Raw genomic sequence first — 20,215 nt, 5'->3', positions numbered from 1 at the left:
TGCTGGCCATCACCCTGGCCGCCGGACTCGTCATCGGCCCCGCCACCGCCCCGCCCAACCGCAGGGCGCTCGGGGCCGCGCTGGTCGGCACCTTCACGCTGCTGGCCCTGGCCAACCTCTGGTGGCTGTATCCGGTGCTCACCGCGGAGAACATCCCCTACTCCGACTGGTACGCCCGCATGCTCACCCGCCGCTGGTACGAGCCCTGAGCCTGACCCCGCGGCGCAGCGAGATCGCCGCGGCGAGGCAGGCCAGCGGCACCGCGGGCAGCAGGTAGCGGTAGTCGAACTCGGCGGTCGCCGCGGGGGCCAGGATGAGGCCGAAGGCCGCCAGCCACGGCAGCAGCACCGGCCCGCCGAGCGTGCGCCAGCGCACCGCCACCCCGGCCAGGCCGATCAGCAGCAGCACGCCGAGCACGGTGCCGGGAAGCCGGACGATCCGCTGGTAGCCCTGCATGAAGGCGGCCCACGGGTCGTGCACGTCGGTGCCGATCACGCTCGGCTTGCCGCGGATCTGCGCAGTCGGCAGATCCGGGTCGTAGATCAGCGCGTCCCGGTCGGTGGTGCTGCCCTTGGGGGAGGACCAGGCGGGCAGCACCTTGTTCTCCGGGAGGAACTCGTACTGCCGGTAGGTGTTGGCGTCCGGGAAGCGCGGCCGGTCCCAGCGGAAGGCGCGGAAGAAGTCGCGGACCACGATGGCCAGGAAGTCGCCGGGCTGGGAGAGGATGGCCCGCTTGGCGAACTCCCCGGCGGTGGCGTTCATCTCCGGGGTGAAGGTCGTGCCCACCCCGAAGGCGTGGAAGCGCTGGCCGTTCTGCGCCCACCACAGGTACTTCTGCCCGGAGAAGGAGCGCTTGTCCGGCGGGTCGCTGATGCACAGCAGCGCCAGCTCCAGCTCCTTGCGCGGGTCGACCTCCATCTCGTTGCAGTCGGCGAACAGCGCGGTCCGCATGTAGAGGATCGCGCCGTCGCTGTTGGTCATCGCGAAGTTGCCGTGCGCCGAGGAGAACCAGGCCATGTAGCCGGCGACCGGGAGCGCGCACGCCGTCACCATGGCCGCGATCGGCTTCCACCCGGTCCGCTTGACCAGCAGGTAGACCGCGACCAGGGCGAGGATCGGCAGTCCGATCGACCGGGTCAGCGCGGTGAGCGCGAGCAGCAGGCCGACCACCGCACCCAGCCACCAGGGCATCCTGCGGTGCCACAGCACCAGCGTGATGACGCCCACGACCAGCAGCATGAACATGGTGTCGGACATGATCATGTGTTCGAGCTGGATCTGGTAGGCGTCGAACAGCACCGGCACCGTGGCCAGCGCCGCGCCCCAGCCGGGCAGGGCGAACCTGCACCGCAGCAGCGCGTAGACGAGCACGCCGACGCCCAGGCCCATCAGGTGCTGGCTGAAGGCCACCAGGGCGAAGCTGTGGAACGGCCGCAGCGCCAGCAGCCAGAAGGAATAACCGTTCGGGCGCAGGGCACTGGGCCTGTCGGGGTTGACCGCCCCGGAGACGTACTCGTAGGAGTCGTTGAACCACAGCGCCGGGCCGTACCCGAGCATGGTGACCATGCGCAGGAGGAACGCCGCCGCCAGGACGGCGGCGAACACGCGGTGGCGGCGCAGGAACGCCCGCAGGCGCGCGCGCACACCGGCCGGGGCCGTGTCCAGGCGTGGAGGATCCGCGACGGTCACCATGCATAACAGAATGCCAGCCCTTCGAGGGACCCGGCGCGGGCACCCGGAGGAGCGGGCATCATGGTTGGATTGCCTGTGCCGTGACGGAAGGGTTCGAGACGTGGAACTGACCGTGGTCATGCCGTGCCTCAACGAGGCGGAGACCGTGGAGACCTGCGTGCGCAAGGCCCTGGCCTGCATGCGGGAGCACGGGATCGACGGAGAGGTGCTCATCGCCGACAACGGCAGCACCGACGGTTCGCAGCAGCTGGCGCGCGACGCCGGGGCGCGGGTCGTGCACGTGGACGCCAAGGGGTACGGCAACGCCCTCATGGGGGGCATCCGCGCCGCCCGCGGCACCTACGTCATCATGGGGGACGCCGACGACTCCTACGACTTCACCGCGCTGATGCCGTTCGTGGAGCAGTTGCGCGACGGCGCCGACCTGGTGATGGGCAACCGCTTCAAGGGCGGGATCGCGCCGGGCGCGATGCCCCCGCTCCACCGCTACCTCGGCAACCCGGTGCTGTCCTTCATCGGCCGGCTGTTCTTCCCCAGCGCCATCGGCGACTTCCACTGCGGCCTGCGCGGCTTCCGGCGCGACTCCATCCTCAGGCTCGGCCTGCAGACCGGCGGCATGGAGTTCGCCAGCGAGATGGTGGTCCGCTCCACGCTCGCCGGCCTGGACGTGCGGGAGGTGCCGACCACGCTCTCACCGGACGGGCGCAGCCGGCCCCCGCACCTGCGCTCCTGGCGCGATGGCTGGCGCCACCTGCGCTTCCTGCTGCTGTACAGCCCGCGCTGGCTGTTCTTCATCCCCGGCCTGGTGATGATGATCCTCGGCCTGGCCCTGGGCACCGCCCTGACCTTCGGCCCGATCTACATCGGCAGGATCGGCTTCGACGTCACCACCCTGGTCGGCGCCTCGGCCATGGTCGTGATCGGCTTCCAGGCGGTGCTGTTCGCCCTATTCACCAAGGTCTACGCCGCCGAGGAGGGATTCCTGCCCGAGGACAGGCGGGTGCGCAAGCTCGTCGACATCGTCTCCCTGGAGAAGGGCCTGGTCGCCGGCGGCGCGCTGGCCCTGGCCGGCGTGGCCGGGCTGGCGGCCTCCCTGATCCACTGGCAGACGCACAGCTTCGGCCAGCTGATCCCCTCGCAGTCGCTGCGCATCGCGGTGCCCGCGGCCACCGCGCTGATCATGAGCTTCCAGACCATCTTCGCGGCGCTGTTCATCAGCATCCTGGGCATCCGCCGCACCAAGGAGACGCCGATCGACGTGGCGGCCTCCGCCGCGGAGGAGGCCGCCGAGGCGGTCAGCCGCCAGGACGCCGAGGCGCTCCAGGACGCCGGGGCGGCGGCCGTCCCGGTGGAGAACACCGCGGGCAACGGCCAGGCGTGACCCGGCGGGCGGGCGCACGGCCCGCCCGCCGGGCACCGGGCCAGAACGGGGCGGAAGATTCACAAGACAGGCTCTAGGCTGGTAACCATGTCCCAGCACATCCTGACCGCAGTTGCCTGGCCGTACGCCAACGGCCCCCGCCACATCGGGCACGTCTCCGGCTTCGGCGTGCCGTCCGACGTCTTCAGCCGTTACCAGCGAATGGCGGGCAACAAGGTCCTGATGGTCAGCGGGACCGACGAGCACGGCACCCCCATCCAGGTCCAGGCCGACAAGGAGGGCCTGGGCGTCCGCGAGGTCGCCGACCGCTACAACCGGCTGATCGCCGAGGACCTGACGGCCCTGGGCCTGTCCTACGACCTGTTCACCCGGACCACCACGGCCAACCACTACGCGGTGGCGCAGGAGATCTTCAAGGGTCTGTACGCCAACGGCTACATCTTCCCCAAGACCACGATGGGGGCGATCTCGCCGTCGACCGGCCGGACCCTGCCCGACCGCTACATCGAGGGCACCTGCCCGATCTGCTCCTACGACGGGGCCCGCGGCGACCAGTGCGACAACTGCGGCAACCAGCTCGACCCGATCGAGCTGATCAACCCGGTCAGCAGGATCAACGGCGAGAAGCCGGTCTTCGTGGAGACCGAGCACTTCATGCTGGACCTGCCCGCCTTCGCCGAGGTCCTCGGCACCTGGCTGCAGTCCAAGCAGGGCGAGTGGCGGCCGAACGTGCTGAAGTTCTCGCTGAACCTCCTGGGCGACCTGCAGCCGCGCGCGATCACCCGCGACCTCGACTGGGGCGTGCCGATCCCGCTGGAGGGCTGGGAGGACCAGCCGAACAAGCGGCTGTACGTCTGGTTCGACGCCGTCATCGGCTACCTGAGCGCCTCCATCGAGTGGGCCCGCCGCTCCGGCGACCCGGACGCCTGGCGGCAGTGGTGGCAGAACCCCGACGCCCGCGGCTACTACTTCATGGGCAAGGACAACATCGTCTTCCACGCGGAGATCTGGCCGGCCCTGCTGCTCGGCTACAACGGCCAGGGCGGCAAGGGCGGCGCGCCGGGCTCGCTCGGCGCGCTGAACCTCCCCTCGGAGGTGGTCTCCAGCGAGTTCCTGACCATGGAGGGGCGGAAGTTCTCCTCCTCCCGGCAGGTCGTCATCTACGTGCGCGACTTCCTGGCCCGCTACGACGCCGACGCGCTGCGCTACTACATCGCGGTCGCCGGGCCGGAGAACCAGGACACCGACTTCACCTGGTCGGAGTTCCTCAACCGCAACAACGGCGAGCTGGTGGCGGCCTGGGGCAACCTGGTCAACCGCTCGATCTCCATGGCGGCCAAGAACTTCGGGGTGATCCCGGAGGCGGGCGAGCTGACCGACGCCGACCGCGCGCTGCTGGCCCGCTCGCGCGAGGCGTTCGGCCCGGTCGGCGCGGAGCTGGGCCGCTCCCGGTTCAAGAACGCGATCGGTGAGGCGTTCGAGGTCGTCCGCGAGGCGAACAGATATCTCGCCGAGCAGGAGCCGTGGAAGCTCAAGGACGACCCGGAGCGGGTCAAGTCGATCCTCCACGTCGCGCTGCAGGTCGTCGACGACGCCAAGACGATGCTCACCCCGTTCCTGCCGAACTCCTCCAACAAGATCTACGCGATGCTCGGCGGCGAGGGCGTCTGGTCGGGCATGCCGGAGATGCAGGAGGTCGACGAGGACGGCCGGAGCTACCCGGTCATCACCGGGTCCTACGAGGGCGCCGCCCGCTGGGAGCACACCCCGATCCGTCCGGGCACCCCGCTGGCCCCGCCCACCCCGCTCTTCCGCAAGCTGGACCCTAAGATCGTCGACGAGGAGCTCGCCCGCCTCGGCGAGTGACCTCCCCGCCGTGGACCGCCCGGACCGTCTCCGTCCGGGCGGTTCTTCATGTCCCCGGCGCGTCCGGGCGCATCGGGGTCAGGCCGGCCGGGCGGGGGCGGGCAGGACGCGGGTGACCACCTCGGTCACCAGGTCGCCGATCCGCTCCTCCGGGAAGACGTCGGGCAGGGTGAGCCGCTCCAGGATCAGCCAGTTCAGGGCGAGGTAGAGCACGACCACCGTGGTCTCGTCACCGGGCATGCCGGACCGCAGGTGGTTGCCGATGTTGAAGTCGATGTCGGCGCGGATGCGCTCGGTGAGCAGGCGGCGCAGCTCCGGGCGGCGGGTGGCCTCCAGTCGCAGCTCCAGCAGGGCCAGGTAACCGGAGCGGAAGTCGCTGAGGCGCTCCACCATGTCGCGCATGAGCCGGGCGACGTGGTCGGGGTCCCGGGGGCCCTCCAGCATGGCCTCCAGGACGCCGGGCTCGGGCGTCAGCCGCTCGTAGAAGCGGTGGCCGACCTGGGTGAGCAGGTCGTCGCGGTTGCTGAAGTAGTTGGAGGCGGTGCCGTTGGGCACCTCCGCCTCGGTGTCGACGGCGCGGAAGGTCAGCCCGCGTATGCCCTCGCGGGCGAGGACCTCGATGGCGGCGTCGAGGAGCGCCGCCCGCCGTGCCGGGTTCTGCCGCATTGCGATCTCCCTGAAATCGATGTTGACACCACTCTAAGTGTAGTACTACGTTTCAACCACTACAAGCAAAGTACTTCACTGATAGTCCAAGAGGAGCACAGATGCGCGTCCACCCCGTCCCCCCGCTCGTCCCCGCGCTCCCGGCCGCCCTCGCGGTCACCGTCCCGGCGGTCCCGGTCCCCGCCGCCGCCGCGCGGGCCGCGGGGAAGGGCGCCCGGCCCTTCCCGCAGGGCAGGCCGGAACGCCGGCAGACGCCCCGGCCGCGCTCGGTCCCGCGCCCCCGGCCCCTGCCCAAGCCCGGCGGAGCCCGGTGACCCGTCCTCGGCCCGGCGGCCCGGGACGGCGGGCGGACCACCGGGAGCGGATCACCGCGCGGGGCCGCCGCGCCGCAGGCGATAGGTTGGGCGGCATGACCGCGATGCCCGTCCCGCCTGCGCCGCTGGCCGGCGAAGTGTTCGACAGCCACTGCCACCTCGACATCATGGTGGGCAACCGCAAGGCCTCCTCCGGGGACCCGGTCGCCCAGGCCGCGCAGGCGGCCGAGGCGAGCGTGGAGCGGATCACCGAGGAGGCGAGGGCGGTCGGGGTGACCCGGCTGGTCACGATCGGCTACGACCTGGCCTCCTCCCGGTGGAACGCCGACGTCGCCCGGATCCACCGCGACGTCTACGCCGGGGTGGCGATCCACCCCAACGAGGCGCACGCCGCGACCCCCGAGGTCCTCGCCGAGATCGAGGAACTCGCCGGGGAGCCGCAGGTACGGGCGGTCGGGGAGACCGGCCTCGACTACTACCGCGACTGGGCCTCCAAGGACGACCAGCACGCGAGCTTCCGGGCGCACATCGAGATCGCCAAGCGGACCGGCAAGGCCCTGGTCATCCACGACCGCGAGGCCCACGACGACGTGCTGCGCGTGCTGGCCGAGCAGGGCGCGCCCGACACGGTGGTCTTCCACAGCTACTCCGGCGACGCGGAGATGGCCGGGAAGTGCGCGGCCGCGGGCTACTTCATGTCCTTCTCCGGGCCGGTCACCTACAAGAACGCCGGCTACCTGCGGGAGGCCGCGGCGGTGGCCCCGCCGGAGCTGATCCTGGTCGAGACCGACGCGCCGTACCTGCCGCCGACCCCGCACCGGGGCAAGCCGAACGCGCCCTACCTCATCCCGCTGATCGTGCGCTGCCTGGCCGAGGTCAAGGGCATGACGGAGGAGGAGCTCGCCGCCTCCGTCAGCGCGAACGGGGAGCGCGTCTTCGGCGCCTGGTGACCTCGCGGCGCCGCACGTGGTGACCGGCGGTCGCGCACGTGGTGACCTCGCGGCCCCGCACCCGGTGACCGGCGGTCCCGCGCGTGGTGACCCACGGCGCCGGATCCCGGCCCGGGGCGGCTCAGCCGGTGGCCGCGCCGAAGTCGACGGAGGCGCCGCCGGTGACGGCCGGGACCCGGCCGTCACCGGGCAGGAGCAGGGTGACCGCGCCGTCGTTGCGGCCCAGCAGCGCCACCGCCCCGGAGGGGCCGTGGTCGGGGGCGCCGGCGACCAGCTTGTTGCCGCCGGAGGCCAGCGACCAGCCGAGGCGCCCGCCGGGCTCGGTCCCGCTCACCATCCGGGCCCGGGCGGGGTCGGCCACCGGGACCAGGTGGACGCCGCCCCGCCGGTCCGGCCCCCGGTGCGGCACGCCCACCGCCAGCCGTACGTCACCGCCGCCGGCGAACGCCAGCGCGGAGCCGTACCCGTCGCCCGTCGCGCCCGTCGCGCCCTGGCTGAGCGTGCCGCCGGGAGTGATCTCCGCCGTGCCGGACGCCTGGAAGAGCTGGACGGTCCCGGAGTCCTCCACCGACCCGCCGTCGCCGAGCGGGGCGCCCGCCGCGAGGTAGGCCGTGCCGCCCTGCTCGGCGTAGGCCAGGGCGTAGCCGAACCGGTCGCCCGCCTGCGCCTCCGCCAGGTCGCGCAGGTCCCACTTCCGGGAGGACCGCGCGCCGCTCCCGGCCCGCACGTCGAACACGACGGTGAGCGCCCCGGAGTCGGCGGTGCCCCCGTCGCTCTGCGCGCCCTGCCCGTCGTCGTTCTCGTACGGCAGGCCGACCGCGAGATCGAGCTCGCCGGCGGTCCCGCCCAGCCTGCCGAGCTCCACCGCCCAGCCGAACATGTCCCCGAGCTCGGCGTTGCCGGTGACGCCCTCGGTGTTCTGGGTGATCCGCCGGGCGGTGCCGGGCGCGGCCGCCTCGAACAGGTGGACCGCGCCGGAGTCGCGGACCCCGTCGGCGTCCTCGTGCGGCGCCCCGACGGCGACCAGGGGGCCGCGCGCGGCCAGGGACCAGCCGAAGTGGGCGTCGGCCTCCGGATCCGCGGCGACCAGGCGGGCGGGTCCGCGCCGGCCTCCGCCGTACACCGCGTAGACCGCGCCCGCGTCCCGCACCCCCGCCACGTCCGCGTACGGCGCGCCGACGAGCAGGTCGGCGCAGCGGTCCCCGTCGAGGTGGACGAGCCTGACCGACCAGCCGAAGCCGTCGCCCGCCGCGGGTTCCGGGGCGGTCACCACCGCCGGCGACCCGGCCCGGCCGGAGGAGCCGGGCAGGACGTGCACGGCACCGGAGCCGTCGGCGCCCGGGATGTCCGCGAGCGGGTCGCCGGCCACGACGTCGTCCATCCCGTCGCCGTCGAAGTCACCTCCCCAGCTGCCGCCCGAGTCGCCTCCCGAGTCGCCTCCCGAGTCGCCTCCCGAGCCGCCGCCGGTCGGGCCCGTGCCCGTCCCGGTGCAGGCGGCGGGGGAGGGCCCCGCGGGCCGCGCGGGGGCGGGCTGCGCGACGGCGGGGCGTTCGGAGACGGGGCGTTCGGAGACGGGCGCGGTGAGCGGCGGGAGCGCCAGCGCGGCGAGGAGGGCGGTCAGGAGCCTCACGAGAGCCTCACCTCGATCTCCGGGCCGTCCTCGGTCAGGCGGCCGGTCAGCCTGAGCGGCCCGCGGGCGGGCGGCAGGTCGTAGACGAGCACCCCGTCGGCCCGGCCGCCGGGTGCCAGGGCGGCCGGCGGGGCGGCGGAGCCGGGTGCGGGACCGTGGGCGGCGCCGCGGTCGTCCACCAGGGTGAGCGGGGTGCCGCTCAGCCGGACCTGCTCGCCGCCGGGGTTGAGCAGCGTCCAGCGGACCGTGCAGAAGCGGCCGCGGACCGGCGCGGCCCCCCGGTGGTCCGTCAGGCCGCAGACGGGAGCGCGGGGCACGACGAGGTACGGATCCCCGACGGCGGGGCCGAGCGGGACGCGCCGGCCGATGCCGGGGCCCGCGCCGGGGTCCGCGCCCCGGCCCGAGGCGGTCCCTCCGGCGGTCCGCGGCGGCGTGCCTCCGCCGCCGGCGGTGTTCGCCAGCACGACCCCCGTCACCGCGAGGGCCGCCACCACGGCCGCTCCGGCGAGCGCCCACCGCCACCGGGGCGCGGCGGGCCCGGAGGCGGCCGGACGGCCCGCCGAGGCCGTCGGAGAGGTCGGGGGCGCGGCGGCTCCGGGGGATCCGGCGGCGCCCGGAGCCGGATCCGGCCGCGCGGACGCGGCGGGACCGGAGGGGACGGCCGGTCCGCCGGGAGCCCGGGAGGGGTCCGGGCGGAGGGCGCCGAGGGTCAGGGTGGCGTCGGGCTCGACGTTGGGCGGGGCCTGCCACGACTCGGCCAGCACGTCGGTGGCGACCAGCGTGGGCGGGTCCGTGCGCGCCGGGGAGGGCGCCGCGATGCCCCCGCCGACCAGGGCGATCAGCAGGTCCTGCGCGGTGGGGCGCAGGTAGGGGTCCATCGCGGTGGCCAGGCGGACCAGGTCGTTCAGCGGGGCGGGCAGCGCACCGAGGTCGGGCCGGGAGTTCAGCAGCCGGGAGGCCATGGTGATCGCGTCGCCTCGGCCGTAGGGGTGGCGGCCGCTTCCGGCGTAGGCGACCAGGCAGCCCCAGGCGAACACGTCGGCCGCCGGGGTGATCCCCTGCCCCCGCACCTGCTCCGGCGCCCACCAGCCGGGACTGCCGAGCACCTCGCCCGAACGGGTGAAGCCGGAGGCGGAGTCCAGCGCGCGGGCGATGCCGAAGTCGATCACCCGGGGCCCGGACAGGGACAGGATCACGTTCGCCGGCTTCAGGTCGCGGTGGACCAGCCCCGCCACGTGGATCGCGGCCAGCGCCGCGGCCACGCCGAGCGCGACGCCGTGCAGCGGGCCCGGCTCCAGCGCGCCGTACCGGGAGATCTGCCGGGAGAGCGGGGTGCCCGCGATGTACTCGGTCACCATGTACGGCCGGCCGTCGTCGGCGTTGCCGTTGTCGAGCACCTGGGCGGTGCAGAAGGAGGCGACCCGCCGGGCGTTGTCCACCTCCGCGTGGAACCGCGCGGCGAACCCCTCCTCGATCGCGAACTCCGCCCTGATCACCTTGACCGCGACCGGCCGCCCGGTCGGGGCCGTCGCGAGGTAGACGGTGCCCATGCCGCCCTCGCCGAGGCGGCCGAGCAGGCGGTACGGGCCGATCCGCTCGGGGTCTCCGGCGCGGAGCCTGTCGACACCGGGCTGGTCCACGTCCACCTCACCGAAGAGATCCGCGCGCGAAGGCCGTTCCCCGCGGGACAACGGTAGCCGCAGTGGTGCCTCCCATGTCCAGGATGCGTCGGCGCACCGTGCCCGATGCGCGAAACTTGTGAGATGACGTGGGGAGAGCAGCGTGAGCGAGCGGGCCATGGGCACGGCGGCGCCGTGAGCGGACAGGACGGGCGGGCGGACCGGCGGGGCGCCGGCGCCGCGTCGCCGGACGGAGACGGGGCATGAGCCTGCTGGGGCCGGTGGAGATCCGCAATCTGGCGCAGAAGCTGGATGTCCGCCCGACGAAGAAGCTCGGCCAGAACTTCGTGATCGACGCCGGGACGGTCCGCAGGATCGTCCGGACCGCGGAGCTGCGCCCCGACGACGTGGTCATCGAAGTCGGGCCGGGCCTGGGCTCGCTCACTCTCGCGCTGCTCCCCGAGGTCCGCTCCGTGGTCGCGGTGGAGATCGACCCGGTGCTGGCCGGGCAGCTCCCGCTGACCGTGGCCGAGCACGCGCCCGAGCTGGCCGGCCGGCTCACGGTGGTGCGGGCCGACGCCATGCGGGTCACCGTGGAGGAGCTGCCGGACGAGCGGCCGACCGCGCTGGTGGCGAACCTGCCCTACAACGTGTCCGTGCCGGTGGTGCTGCACCTGCTGGAGATCCTGCCCACGCTGAGGAACGTCCTGGTCATGGTCCAGTCCGAGGTGGCCGACCGGCTGGCGGCCGCGCCGGGTTCGAAGGTCTACGGCGTGCCCTCGGTCAAGGCGGCCTGGTACGCCGACGTCCGGCGGGCCGGCCCGGTCGGCCGCACGGTCTTCTGGCCCGTGCCCAACGTGGACTCCGGCCTGGTGGCGATGACCCGCCGGGAGCCGCCCGCCACCGCGGCCGCCCGCGAGGAGGTCTTCGCGGTGGTGGACGCCGCCTTCGCGCAGCGCCGCAAGACCCTGCGCGCCGCCCTGGCCTCCTGGGCCGGTACGGCCGCCGCCGCCGAGAGCGCGCTCCGGGCCGCGGGGATCGACCCCTCGGCGCGGGGCGAGCAGCTCACCGTCGACGATTTCGCGCGCATCGCGGAGAACCGTCCGTAGCGTGATCCGTCGGCTCGGCGGCGTGGGGGCCCGGCGCTCCCGTTACCATCGGACGTCATGCACGAGCGAGTCCTGGGAGACGCATGAACTCCGTGACCGTCCGCGTCCCCGCCAAGGTCAACCTGCAGCTCGCGGTCGGGCCGCTCCGGGACGACGGCTACCACGACCTGGTCAACGTCTTCCACGCGGTCTCGCTCTTCGACGAGGTGACGGCGGCGGCGGAGACCGGGATGAGCGTCCGCGTCGAGGGCGAGTCCGCCGACCAGGTGCCCGAGGACGACGACAACCTGGCCATCCGGGCCGCCGTCGCGCTGGCCCGGCACGCGGGCCGTCCGTACGGCGTGAGCCTGGCCATCCGCAAGGCGATCCCGGTGGCGGGCGGCATGGCGGGCGGCAGCGCCGACGCCGCCGCGGCCCTGGTCGCCTGCAACGAGCTGTGGGGCCTGGGCCTGCCGCTCGACGACCTGATGGAGATCGCCGCGGACCTGGGCAGCGACGTGCCGTTCGCGCTGCTGGGCGGGACCGCCGTGGGCACCGGCCGCGGCGAGCGGCTGGCCCCGCTGGAGGTCGGCGGGACGTTCCACTGGGTGTTCGCCCTGGCCGACGGCGGCCTGTCCACGGCGAAGGTCTACGCCGAGTGCGACCGCATCCGCGCCGCCGACGGCCTGGCGGTCCCGGAGCCCCGGGCGGCGGAGCCGCTGCTGGCCGCGCTCCGCGCCGGGGACGCCGAGGCGCTCGGCGCCGAGTTGGCCAACGACCTGCAGCCGGCCGCGCTGCGGCTCCGCCCGTCCCTGGCGGCCACGCTGGAGGCCGGCCGCAAGCACGGCGCCCTCGGCGCGCTGGTCTCCGGCTCCGGGCCGACCTGCGCGTTCCTCGCCGCCTCCGCCGGGCACGCCGAGGAGGTGGCCGCGGCGCTGCGCGGTGCCGGGGTCGCCCGCGAGGTCCTCACCGCGCACGGCCCGGTCCCGGGGCCCGCGGTCGTGTAGGCGGAGCGGGGCTGGGGCCGCGCGGCAGCGGCTACCCTGGGGACACGATGAATCTGGTCAACCTTGAGTCGGTCTCCCACTCCTATGGCCCCAAGCCGCTGCTGAAGGACGTCTCCCTCGGCATCGAGGCGGGCGACCGGATCGGCGTGGTCGGCCGCAACGGCGGCGGCAAGACGACGCTGATCTCGGTGATCGCCGGCAGCCTCACGCCCGACGGGGGCCGCGTCACGCACACCCGCGGCCTGCACCTGGGCGTGCTGTCGCAGGGCGACGACCTCGATCCCGCGCGCTCGGTGGCCGAGATCGTGCTCGGCGACCGGGCCGAGCACGAGTGGATGGGCGACGCGGGCATCCGCGAGATCCTCGCCAACCTGCTCGGCGGCCTCGATCTGACCGCGCCGGCCGGGAGCCTGTCCGGAGGCGAGCGGCGCCGCACGGCGCTGGCGAGGCTCCTCATCGAGGAGCACGACCTGATCATCCTCGACGAGCCCACCAACCACCTGGACATCGAGGCCATCGACTGGCTGGCCCGGCACCTGGCGGCGCGCAGGAGCGCGCTGGTGGTCGTCACCCACGACCGGTGGTTCCTCGACGCGGTCTCCACCCGGACCTGGGAGGTCGTCGACGGCGCGGTCGAGCGCTACGAGGGCGGCTACGCCGCCTACGTGCTGGCCAAGGCCGAGCGCGCCCGGGTCGCCGCGGCCGCCGAGGCCCGCCGCCAGAACCTCATGCGCAAGGAGATCGCCTGGCTGCGGCGCGGCCCGCCCGCCCGCACCTCCAAGCCGAAGTTCCGGATCGAGGCCGCCCAGGCGCTGATCGCCGACGAGCCGCCGCCCCGGGAGAGCGTCGAGCTGGTGAAGTTCGCCGCCGCCCGGCTGGGCCGCACGGTCTACGACCTGGAGGACGTGACGCTGCACGCCGGCGGTCCCGGCCAGGGCCCGCTGGTGCTCGACCACTGCACCTGGCAGTTCGGTCCCGGCGACCGGATCGGCCTGATCGGCGTGAACGGCTCGGGCAAGTCCTCGCTGCTGCGGCTGCTGGCCGGCACGGTGCAGCCCGACTCCGGCAAGGTCGTGCGGGGCAGGACGGTGCGCCTGGCGCACCTGTCGCAGGAGCTGGCCGAGCTCGACCCCACCCGGCGGGTGCTGGAGACCGTCGAGGAGGTCCGCAAGTACGTCCAGGTCGGCAAGAAGGAGTGGACGGCCTCGGCGCTGCTGGAGCGCCTGGGCTTCAAGGGCGAGGCGCAGTGGAAGGTCGTCGGTGACCTGTCGGGCGGTGAGCGCCGCCGCCTGCAGCTGCTCCGGCTGCTCATGGACGACCCGAACGTGCTGCTGCTCGACGAGCCGACCAACGACCTCGACATCGAGACGCTGAACGAGCTGGAGGACCTGCTCGACGGCTGGCCCGGCACGCTGATCCTGGTCAGCCACGACCGCTACTTCCTGGAGCGGGTGGCCGACCGCTGCGTGGCCCTGCTGGGCGACGGGCGGCTCTCGCTGCTCCCCGGCGGCGTGGACGAATACCTCCAGCGGCGGGCGGAGGGCTCGGCCCTGTCGGCGCGGGCGGCCGCGGGCTCCGGCGCGGGCGGCGCCCCCGCCCAGGGCGCGGCGGCCCCGGAGGCGGGGCCGGGCCTGTCGGCGAAGGAGGAGCGGGAGCTGCGCAAGGAGCTGTCCCGCCTGGAGCGCCAGCTCGACAAGCTGGCGGGCCTGGAGACGAAGCTCCACGAAGCCATGGCCGAGGCGGCCGCCGACTATGAGCGGCTGGCCGAGCTGGACGCCGAGCTCCAGTTGGTCCAGGAGGAGAAGGACGAGATCGAGGCCGCGTGGCTGGAGGTCGCCGAGCGCCTCGGCGAGTGATCTCCTGGAGGTCTCCGCCGGATTTCCCGGCGGGGATCGCGCGGGAGGCGTTTATCCCCCGCAGGGAGGGCACAGAGAGCTCTGTGGTTCAAGGTGCTCCGGAGTCGGTCGCATCAAAGGGGATGAGCAGTGTGCGCAGCAGGCCCGCCAGGGCCTGCTGCTCGCGCTGTCCGAGCCCGGACAGCAGCTCGCGCTCGCGGCGGAGCAGGTCGGTGAAGGCGTCGTCCACGCGCTTGCGGCCCGCCTCGGTCAGTGAGACCAGCACCCCGCGCCGGTCCTCGGGGTCGGGGCGGCGGGTGACCAGCCCGGCCGCGGCGAGGCGGTCGATCCGGTTGGTCATCGTCCCGGAGGTGACGAGGGTCGCGCGCAGCAGCGCCCCCGGGCTCAGCTCGTACGGCTCGCCGGCCCGGCGCAGGGCGGTGAGCACGTCGAACTCCCAGGGCTCCAGCCCGTGCTCGGCGAAGGCGGCCCGGCGGGCGCGGTCGAGGTGGCGGGCCAGCCGGGAGACGCGGCTGAGCACCTGGAGCGGTTCCACGTCGAGGTCGGGGCGCTCCTTCCGCCAGGAGGCGACCAGATGGTCGACTTCGTCCTCTCGGCGGTCCGGGTCGTTCGAGGTCATGGCAGGAAGTCTATCTGTCTTGACATCGAGATATCTCTCTTGATAACGATTATCTTGATGTCAAGAGATATGTGGGACCCCGAGATCTACGCCCGCTTCACCGAGGAGCGGTCGCGGCCCTTCCACGACCTCCTCGCCCGAGTCGGTGCCGAGACCCCTTCCTACGTCGTCGACGCCGGGTGCGGCACCGGCGAACTCACCGCCGAGCTGGCCCGGCGCTGGCCGCAGGCCGAGGTGCACGGCTTCGACGCCTCACCCGCCATGATCGGCAAGGCCCGGCCGGGCGATCGGCTGACCTTCGCCGTCGGCGACATCCTGGACTGGCGCCCGGAGCGCCCGGTGGACGTGCTGGTGAGCAACGCCGTCCTGCAGTGGGTGCCGGAGCACCGCGTGGTGCTGCCGTACTGGGTCGAGGCGCTCGCGCCCGGCGGCTGGCTCGCCTTCCAGGTGCCCGGCAACTTCCACGCGCCCAGCCACGAGGCGGTCCGCGAGGTCATCCGGCTGAAGTGGTTCGAGTGGCTCGGCGACCTGCTCCGGGAGGACCCCGTGGGCGAGCCCGCCGACTATCTGGACCTGCTCGCGCGGCTGGGCTGCGCGGTGGACGCCTGGGAGACCACCTACCTGCACGTCCTGCCCGGGGAGAACGCCGTGCTGGGCTGGATCGCCGGCACCGCGCTGCGCCCCATGCTCGACCGCCTGCCGGAGTCCGAGCACGCCGAGTTCCTCGCCGACTGCGGGCGCCTGCTGGACGAGGTCTACCCGCGCATGCCGTACGGCACGCCGTTCCCGTTCCGGCGGATCTTCGTCGTCGCGCGCAAGCCCGCCGCCGGCAGCTGACGGAACGGCGATGAACACTGCGATAACGTGATGAATGGCCGGTAAGTGGGGTGGGCCTGTGGCGATGGAGATCGAGGACAAGTTCGACGTCCCGGAGGACTACCGGCTCCCGGACCTGACCGGGCTGCCGGGCTGCGACGAGATCGCCGGACCCAGATCCCACCGGCTCGTCGCGCTCTACTTCGACACCGCCGACCTCAGGCTCGCCGCCCGCGGCATCACCCTCCGCCGCCGCAGAGGCGGCCCCGACCCCGGCTGGCACCTCAAACTGCCCAAGGCCAAGGGCGTCCGGCAGGAGATCACCCACCCCCTCACCCCCAGCACCAAGACCGTCCCGGTGGAGCTGGCCGACCTCGTCCTCGCCCACACCCGGGGCGCCCCCCTCGTGCCCGTCGCCGAGCTCGACACCCGCCGCTCCGTCACCCACCTGCGCAACGGCGCCGGCGTGCGGCTCGCGGAGATCGCCGACGACCGCGTCAAGGGCACCGTGCCCGAAGGGGCCGACGGCATGCCGTACGTCGAACGCTGGCGCGAGGTCGAGGCCGAACTCGTCGAGGGCGACGCGAAGCTCCTGAAGAAGATCGGCAAACGGCTCCGCAAGGCCGGGGCCGAACCCGCGGGCTCGGCCAGCAAGCTCGCCCGCCTGCTCGGCGCCGCCCGTGAGATCCCCGGCCCCCGGCTCGCCGCGACCCGGCCCGGCAGCGCCGGAGAGGTCGTCGTCGGCTACCTCGCGGGCCAGCGCGACGCGCTGCTCGCCCAGGACCCCCGGGTCCGCAGGAACGAGGAGGACGCCGTCCACCGGATGCGCGTCGCCTGCCGCCGCCTGCGCAGCGCCCTGAAGTCCTTCAAAGGCGTCGTCGGCGGCACCCGGCCCCTCCGGGACGAACTGAAGTGGCTCGGCGAGGTCCTCGGCGAGGCCCGCGACCTGGAGGTCATCCGCGCGCGCTTCTCCCGCGCCCTCGACGCCCTCGACGACGACCTCGTCACCGGCCCGGTCCGCACCCGCCTCGGCTCCGACCTGCTCGACGCCGAGCACGAGGCCCTCGAACGGATCCGCGAGGCGCTGCGCGGCGAACGCTACTTCGCCCTGCTCGACGCCCTCGACGACCTGGTCGCCGCCCCCGCGCTCACCGAGGCCGCCGCCCGCCCCGCCGCCGAGCTGACCGCCGTCGCGGCCAAGAGCTGGCGCCGCGTCGCCCGCGCCCACGACGCCGCCGAGGCGGCCGAGGACGCCGCGGGGCGGCGCGCCGCCCTGCACGAGGTGCGCAAGGCCGCCAAACGGGCCCGCTACACCGCCGAGGCGATCGGCATGACCGCGCTCGCCGAGCGGGCCGAGGCCGTGCAGGAGGCGCTCGGCCTCCACCAGGACGGCGTGGTCGCGGCCGCCCGGCTCGCCGCCGAGGCCAGGACCGCCCGGCTCGCCGGAGAGGACACCTTCACCTACGGCGTCCTGACCGGCCTGGAACGGGCCCGCGCCGAGCGCGCCCGCGAGGAGTTCCCCGCCCTGTGGAAGAAGACCGCGAAGGCCGTCGCCGACCTCCTGTGACCGCCGGAACCGCCCGGGCGCACCCGGTTCCCGGCCGGGCCCGCCCGCGGACGGTCCCCGGCGGGCCCGTGCGGCGTCCCTAGACCGGGTGGCGCTCCGAGGCGACGATCCGGCCGCCCGCGCGGTGCAGCACCAGGAACGCGCCCTTGCCGAGCCGTACCTCCTCCGGCGCGCCGGTGAGAGCGGAGATCAGCTCGGGGAGCACCTTGCCGTGGCTGCACAGCGCCGCGGACCCGCCCGACTCCAGCACCGCCGAGGCGACCGCCAGCGACGGGCCGGGATCGTAGCCGCCCTCCGAGAGCAGCGGCTCGCAGCGGATCTCCACGCCCGCCCGCTCCGCGTACGGCCGCAGCGTCTGCACGCACCGCAGGCTCGGCGAGCTGACCAGCTCCGCCGGGCGCCAGGCGGCCAGCACGCCCGCCAGCGCCTCCGCCTGCGCCCGGCCGGCCCCGTCCAGCGGGCGCAGGTCGTCGTCGCCCTCCCAGCGGTCCCGCGACCCCGCCGTCCCGTGCCGGACCAGCACCAGCGGGGCCGTCACCAGCGGGGCCCCCGCGAGCGTGCGCACCAGCTCCGCGTCCCACGCGTAGGTCAGCCGCCGCCAGGCATCCTCCAGCGGGAGCCAGGCCACCTCGTCCACCTCGTCCGCCGCCGAGGGCTCCCCCTCCGCCACCGCGCGGGCCACCCAGTAGTCGACCCGCTTGGGCCGCCCGTCCACCGGGTAGCGGGCCGCCGGCAGCGGCCGGCCCAGCACCACGGCCGCCCCCGTCTCCTCCGCCACCTCGCGCAGCGCTCCCGCGACCACGTGCTCGCCCGGCTTCAGCTTGCCCTTCGGCAGCGACCAGTCCCCGTGCCGCGGCCGGTGGACGAGCGCGATCTCCGGAGCGGACTCCTCGCCCCGCCACACCACCGCCCCCGCCGCGCGGATCTCGCCGTCCGGCCGGGCCCGCCGCTCAGTCATCGACCGACCTCCACCGCCGCGAGGCGATCAGATGGCTCTGCAGGTCGTCACCCCGCTGCCGCGTCCAGGTGCCGTCCGCGTTGAGCCACCACGCCGCCGTCTCCTCCGCCATCGCCCGGTCCAGCAGGGCACTGAGGTAGAGCCGGTGCTGCTGGCTGGTGACCTTCACCAGCGCCTCCACCCGGCGGTCCAGATTGCGGCGCATCAGGTCGGCGCTGCCGATCCAGATCTCCGGCCGCCGGCCCTGCCCGAACTCGTAGATCCGCGAGTGCTCCAGGAACCGGCCCAGCACGCTCCTGACCCGGATGTTCTCCGACAGCCCCGGGACACCCGGCCGCAGCGTGCACACCCCCCGCACCCACAGGTCCACCGGCACGCCCGCCTGCGAGGCCCGGTACAGGGCGTCGATGACCGGCTCGTCCACCAGCGAGTTCGTCTTCATCCGGATCCGGGCCGGCCGGCCCGCCCGCTGGTGCGCGATCTCCCGCTCGATCCTGGCCAGCAGCCCGCCCCGCAGCGAGTGCGGGGCCACCAGCAGCCGCCGGTAGGCCGAGTGGTTGGAGTAGCCGGTCAGGTGGATGAACAGGTCCGTGACGTCCTCGCCGACCAGCGGGTCGGCCGTCAGCAGCCCCAGGTCCTCGTACTGCCGGGCGGTCTTCGGGTTGTAGTTCCCCGTCCCGATGTGGCAGTAGGTGCGCAGCTCCCCCGACGACTCCTGCCGGACCACCAGCGCCAGCTTGCAGTGCGTCTTCAGGCCCACCACGCCGTAGACCACGTGGCAGCCCGCCCGCTCCAGCTTGCGCGCCCAGCTGATGTTGGCGTGCTCGTCGAACCGCGCCTTGATCTCCACCACCACGACGACCTGCTTGCCCGCCTCGGCCGCGTCGATGAGCGCGTCCACGATCGGCGACTCGCCGCTCGTCCGGTAGAGCGTCTGCTTGATGGCCAGCACGTTCGGATCCGCGGCCGCCTGCTCGATGAAGCGCTGCACGCTCGTGGCGAACGAGTCGTACGGGTGGTGCAGCAGCACGTCCCGCTCGCGCAGCACCGCGAAGATGTCGTCCTCTACGTGCACGACCTCCGCGGGCACGAACGGGCGGAAGCTCAGCTCCCCGCGGTCCAGGTCCGCGATCGCGTGCAGCCCCGTCAGGTCCAGCGGGCCGGGCAGCCGGTAGATCTCGTGCTCGTCCACGCCCAGCTCGTCCACGAGCAGGTCCAGCACCTCGGGCGTGATGGTGTCCTCCACCTCCAGCCGGACCGGCGGACCGAAGCGCCGCTTGAGCAGCTCCTTCTCCAGCGCCTGCATGAGGTTCTCGGTGACGTCCTCGTCCACCTCCAGGTCCTCGTTGCGGGTGACCCGGAAGACGTGGTGCTCGACCACCTCCATGCCCTTGAACAGCTGGCCCAGGTGAGCGGCGATCACGTCCTCCAGCGGGACGAACCGGTCCTTGGACACCTCCAGGAAGCGCGGGAGCCTGCCGGGGACCTTCACCCGGGCGAACACCGTGTTGCCGGTCGCCGGATTGCGGACGGTCACGGCCAGGTTGAGCGACAGACCGGAGATGTAGGGGAAGGGGTGCGCCGGATCGACCGCCAGGGGCGTCAGCACCGGACGGATCCGCTCGCGGAACAGCTTGCGCATCTCGGTGCGCTCGTCACGGCTCAGATCGTCCCAGCGGATCGTCTCGATGCCCTCGGCGGTGAGCAGGGGCCGGATCCGCTCGTGGAAGCAGGCCGCGTGCCGGCGCGCCAGATCGTCGGCGATCGCGGCGATCCTGGCCAGCTCCTCGCGGGGCTTCAACCCGCTCTTGGTGCGCAGGAGAAGCCCGGTGGCCATCCGGCGCCGCAGCCCCGCCACCCGCACGCGGAAGAACTCGTCCAGGTTGCTGGCGAAGATCGCCAGGAATCTGACCCTCTCCAGCAGCGGCAGTGAGGGGTCCTCCGCCATCTCCAGGACGCGCTCGTTGAACTGGAGCCAGCTCTCCTCGCGGTTGAGGAAGCGCTCCTGGGGAAGGGGGAGCCCGTCCGAGACGGGGGATGCGGCTTCTGCGGACATATGACCACAATGCCCAATTTTATTGAACGGAACGTTAACTACGGCTCAACGGACGCTTTTGCTTTCCGGTGTCCATGGGATCCGATGACCTCGGGCCCCGACCCCGAGGATCTGCGACCCTCCACACCGG

16 protein-coding genes and 1 pseudogene are annotated in these 20,215 nt (G+C 73.7%); 10 read left to right on the top strand and 7 right to left on the bottom strand.

The features are described 5' to 3' along the window. Positions 1–209: pseudogene (locus tag ABD823_RS08380) on the top strand (phospholipid carrier-dependent glycosyltransferase); the annotation flags it as partial. On the opposite strand, the gene ABD823_RS08375 reads toward ABD823_RS08380, so the two are convergent. Next, entirely contained in the window at positions 184–1,692 is a 1,509-nt protein-coding gene (locus ABD823_RS08375; RefSeq protein WP_344857513.1) for a hypothetical protein, read from the bottom strand. The pseudogene ABD823_RS08380 and the gene ABD823_RS08375 sit on opposite strands and share 26 nt — an antisense overlap. A gap of 100 nt (positions 1,693–1,792) precedes the next feature. Here ABD823_RS08375 and ABD823_RS08370 point away from each other — a divergent pair, with 100 nt between their 5' ends. Next, positions 1,793–3,073, top strand: coding sequence for a glycosyltransferase family 2 protein (locus tag ABD823_RS08370; RefSeq protein WP_344857511.1), 1,281 nt, complete (start codon positions 1,793–1,795; stop codon positions 3,071–3,073). Positions 3,074–3,160: 87 nt separating this feature from the next. Further along, on the top strand, positions 3,161–4,939 hold the full coding sequence (gene metG, locus ABD823_RS08365) for a methionine--tRNA ligase (RefSeq protein ID WP_344857509.1): 1,779 nt from the start codon (positions 3,161–3,163) through the stop codon (positions 4,937–4,939). Positions 4,940–5,017: 78 nt separating this feature from the next. Here metG and ABD823_RS08360 read toward each other — a convergent pair whose 3' ends face one another. Beyond that, a complete protein-coding gene (locus tag ABD823_RS08360) occupies positions 5,018–5,605 on the bottom strand; it encodes a TetR/AcrR family transcriptional regulator (RefSeq protein WP_344857507.1) in 588 nt (195 codons plus the stop codon). A 101-nt stretch (positions 5,606–5,706) separates the two neighbouring features. On the opposite strand from ABD823_RS08360, the gene ABD823_RS08355 reads away from it, so the two are divergent. After that, the gene (locus ABD823_RS08355) at positions 5,707–5,919 is read left to right on the top strand and encodes a hypothetical protein (RefSeq protein ID WP_344857505.1); all 213 of its coding nucleotides are present in this window, start codon (positions 5,707–5,709) and stop codon (positions 5,917–5,919) included. Between the two features lie 95 nt (positions 5,920–6,014). Next, positions 6,015–6,869 (top strand): TatD family hydrolase, encoded by an 855-nt coding sequence (locus ABD823_RS08350; protein WP_344857503.1) that lies wholly within the window; start codon positions 6,015–6,017, stop codon positions 6,867–6,869. A gap of 121 nt (positions 6,870–6,990) precedes the next feature. Here the strand turns inward: ABD823_RS08350 and ABD823_RS08345 are convergent, their stop codons facing one another. Both ABD823_RS08345 and ABD823_RS08340 read right to left on the bottom strand, forming a co-directional pair. Further along, positions 6,991–8,499, bottom strand: a complete 1,509-nt coding sequence (locus ABD823_RS08345; protein ID WP_344857501.1) for a hypothetical protein — start codon at positions 8,497–8,499, stop codon at positions 6,991–6,993. Beyond that, positions 8,496–10,145, bottom strand: coding sequence for a serine/threonine-protein kinase (locus tag ABD823_RS08340; protein ID WP_344857499.1), 1,650 nt, complete (start codon positions 10,143–10,145; stop codon positions 8,496–8,498). Before ABD823_RS08340 ends, ABD823_RS08345 begins: the two co-directional genes overlap by 4 nt. Before the next feature lie 236 nt (positions 10,146–10,381). Here ABD823_RS08340 and rsmA point away from each other — a divergent pair, with 236 nt between their 5' ends. The 3 genes from rsmA to ABD823_RS08325 all read left to right on the top strand — a co-directional run bounded on the left by rsmA (position 10,382) and on the right by ABD823_RS08325 (position 14,069). After that, positions 10,382–11,227, top strand: a complete 846-nt coding sequence (gene rsmA / locus ABD823_RS08335; protein WP_344857497.1) for a 16S rRNA (adenine(1518)-N(6)/adenine(1519)-N(6))-dimethyltransferase RsmA — start codon at positions 10,382–10,384, stop codon at positions 11,225–11,227. 83 nt (positions 11,228–11,310) lie between these two features. Further along, positions 11,311–12,213, top strand: coding sequence for a 4-(cytidine 5'-diphospho)-2-C-methyl-D-erythritol kinase (locus ABD823_RS08330; RefSeq protein ID WP_344857495.1), 903 nt, complete (start codon positions 11,311–11,313; stop codon positions 12,211–12,213). A gap of 47 nt (positions 12,214–12,260) precedes the next feature. Then, on the top strand, positions 12,261–14,069 hold the full coding sequence (locus ABD823_RS08325) for an ABC-F family ATP-binding cassette domain-containing protein (RefSeq protein ID WP_344857493.1): 1,809 nt from the start codon (positions 12,261–12,263) through the stop codon (positions 14,067–14,069). 88 nt (positions 14,070–14,157) lie between these two features. Here the strand turns inward: ABD823_RS08325 and ABD823_RS08320 are convergent, their stop codons facing one another. Continuing rightward, entirely contained in the window at positions 14,158–14,688 is a 531-nt protein-coding gene (locus tag ABD823_RS08320) for a MarR family winged helix-turn-helix transcriptional regulator (RefSeq protein WP_344857491.1), read from the bottom strand. 57 nt (positions 14,689–14,745) lie between these two features. On the opposite strand from ABD823_RS08320, the gene ABD823_RS08315 reads away from it, so the two are divergent. Together ABD823_RS08315 and ABD823_RS08310 are read left to right on the top strand one after the other, a co-directional pair. Then, complete coding sequence (locus ABD823_RS08315; protein ID WP_344857489.1) at positions 14,746–15,525, top strand: trans-aconitate 2-methyltransferase; 780 nt, start codon at positions 14,746–14,748, stop codon at positions 15,523–15,525. 64 nt (positions 15,526–15,589) lie between these two features. After that, on the top strand, positions 15,590–17,071 hold the full coding sequence (locus ABD823_RS08310; RefSeq protein ID WP_344857525.1) for a CYTH and CHAD domain-containing protein: 1,482 nt from the start codon (positions 15,590–15,592) through the stop codon (positions 17,069–17,071). A 79-nt stretch (positions 17,072–17,150) separates the two neighbouring features. Here the strand turns inward: ABD823_RS08310 and ABD823_RS08305 are convergent, their stop codons facing one another. Together ABD823_RS08305 and ABD823_RS08300 are read right to left on the bottom strand one after the other, a co-directional pair. Beyond that, a complete protein-coding gene (locus tag ABD823_RS08305) occupies positions 17,151–18,029 on the bottom strand; it encodes an NUDIX hydrolase (RefSeq protein WP_344857487.1) in 879 nt (292 codons plus the stop codon). Beyond that, positions 18,022–20,085: an RNA degradosome polyphosphate kinase gene (locus tag ABD823_RS08300; protein ID WP_344857485.1), complete on the bottom strand. Its 2,064-nt coding sequence runs from the start codon at positions 20,083–20,085 to the stop codon at positions 18,022–18,024. Before ABD823_RS08300 ends, ABD823_RS08305 begins: the two co-directional genes overlap by 8 nt. Positions 20,086–20,215: the final 130 nt, after the last annotated feature.

It is taken from the genome of Planomonospora alba (genome assembly GCF_039534085.1).
Classification (GTDB): Bacteria; Actinomycetota; Actinomycetes; order Streptosporangiales; family Streptosporangiaceae; genus Planomonospora_B; species Planomonospora_B alba.
Note: the sequence above shows the minus strand (reverse complement) of the source record. Positions and strands in the feature narration are given on the sequence as shown.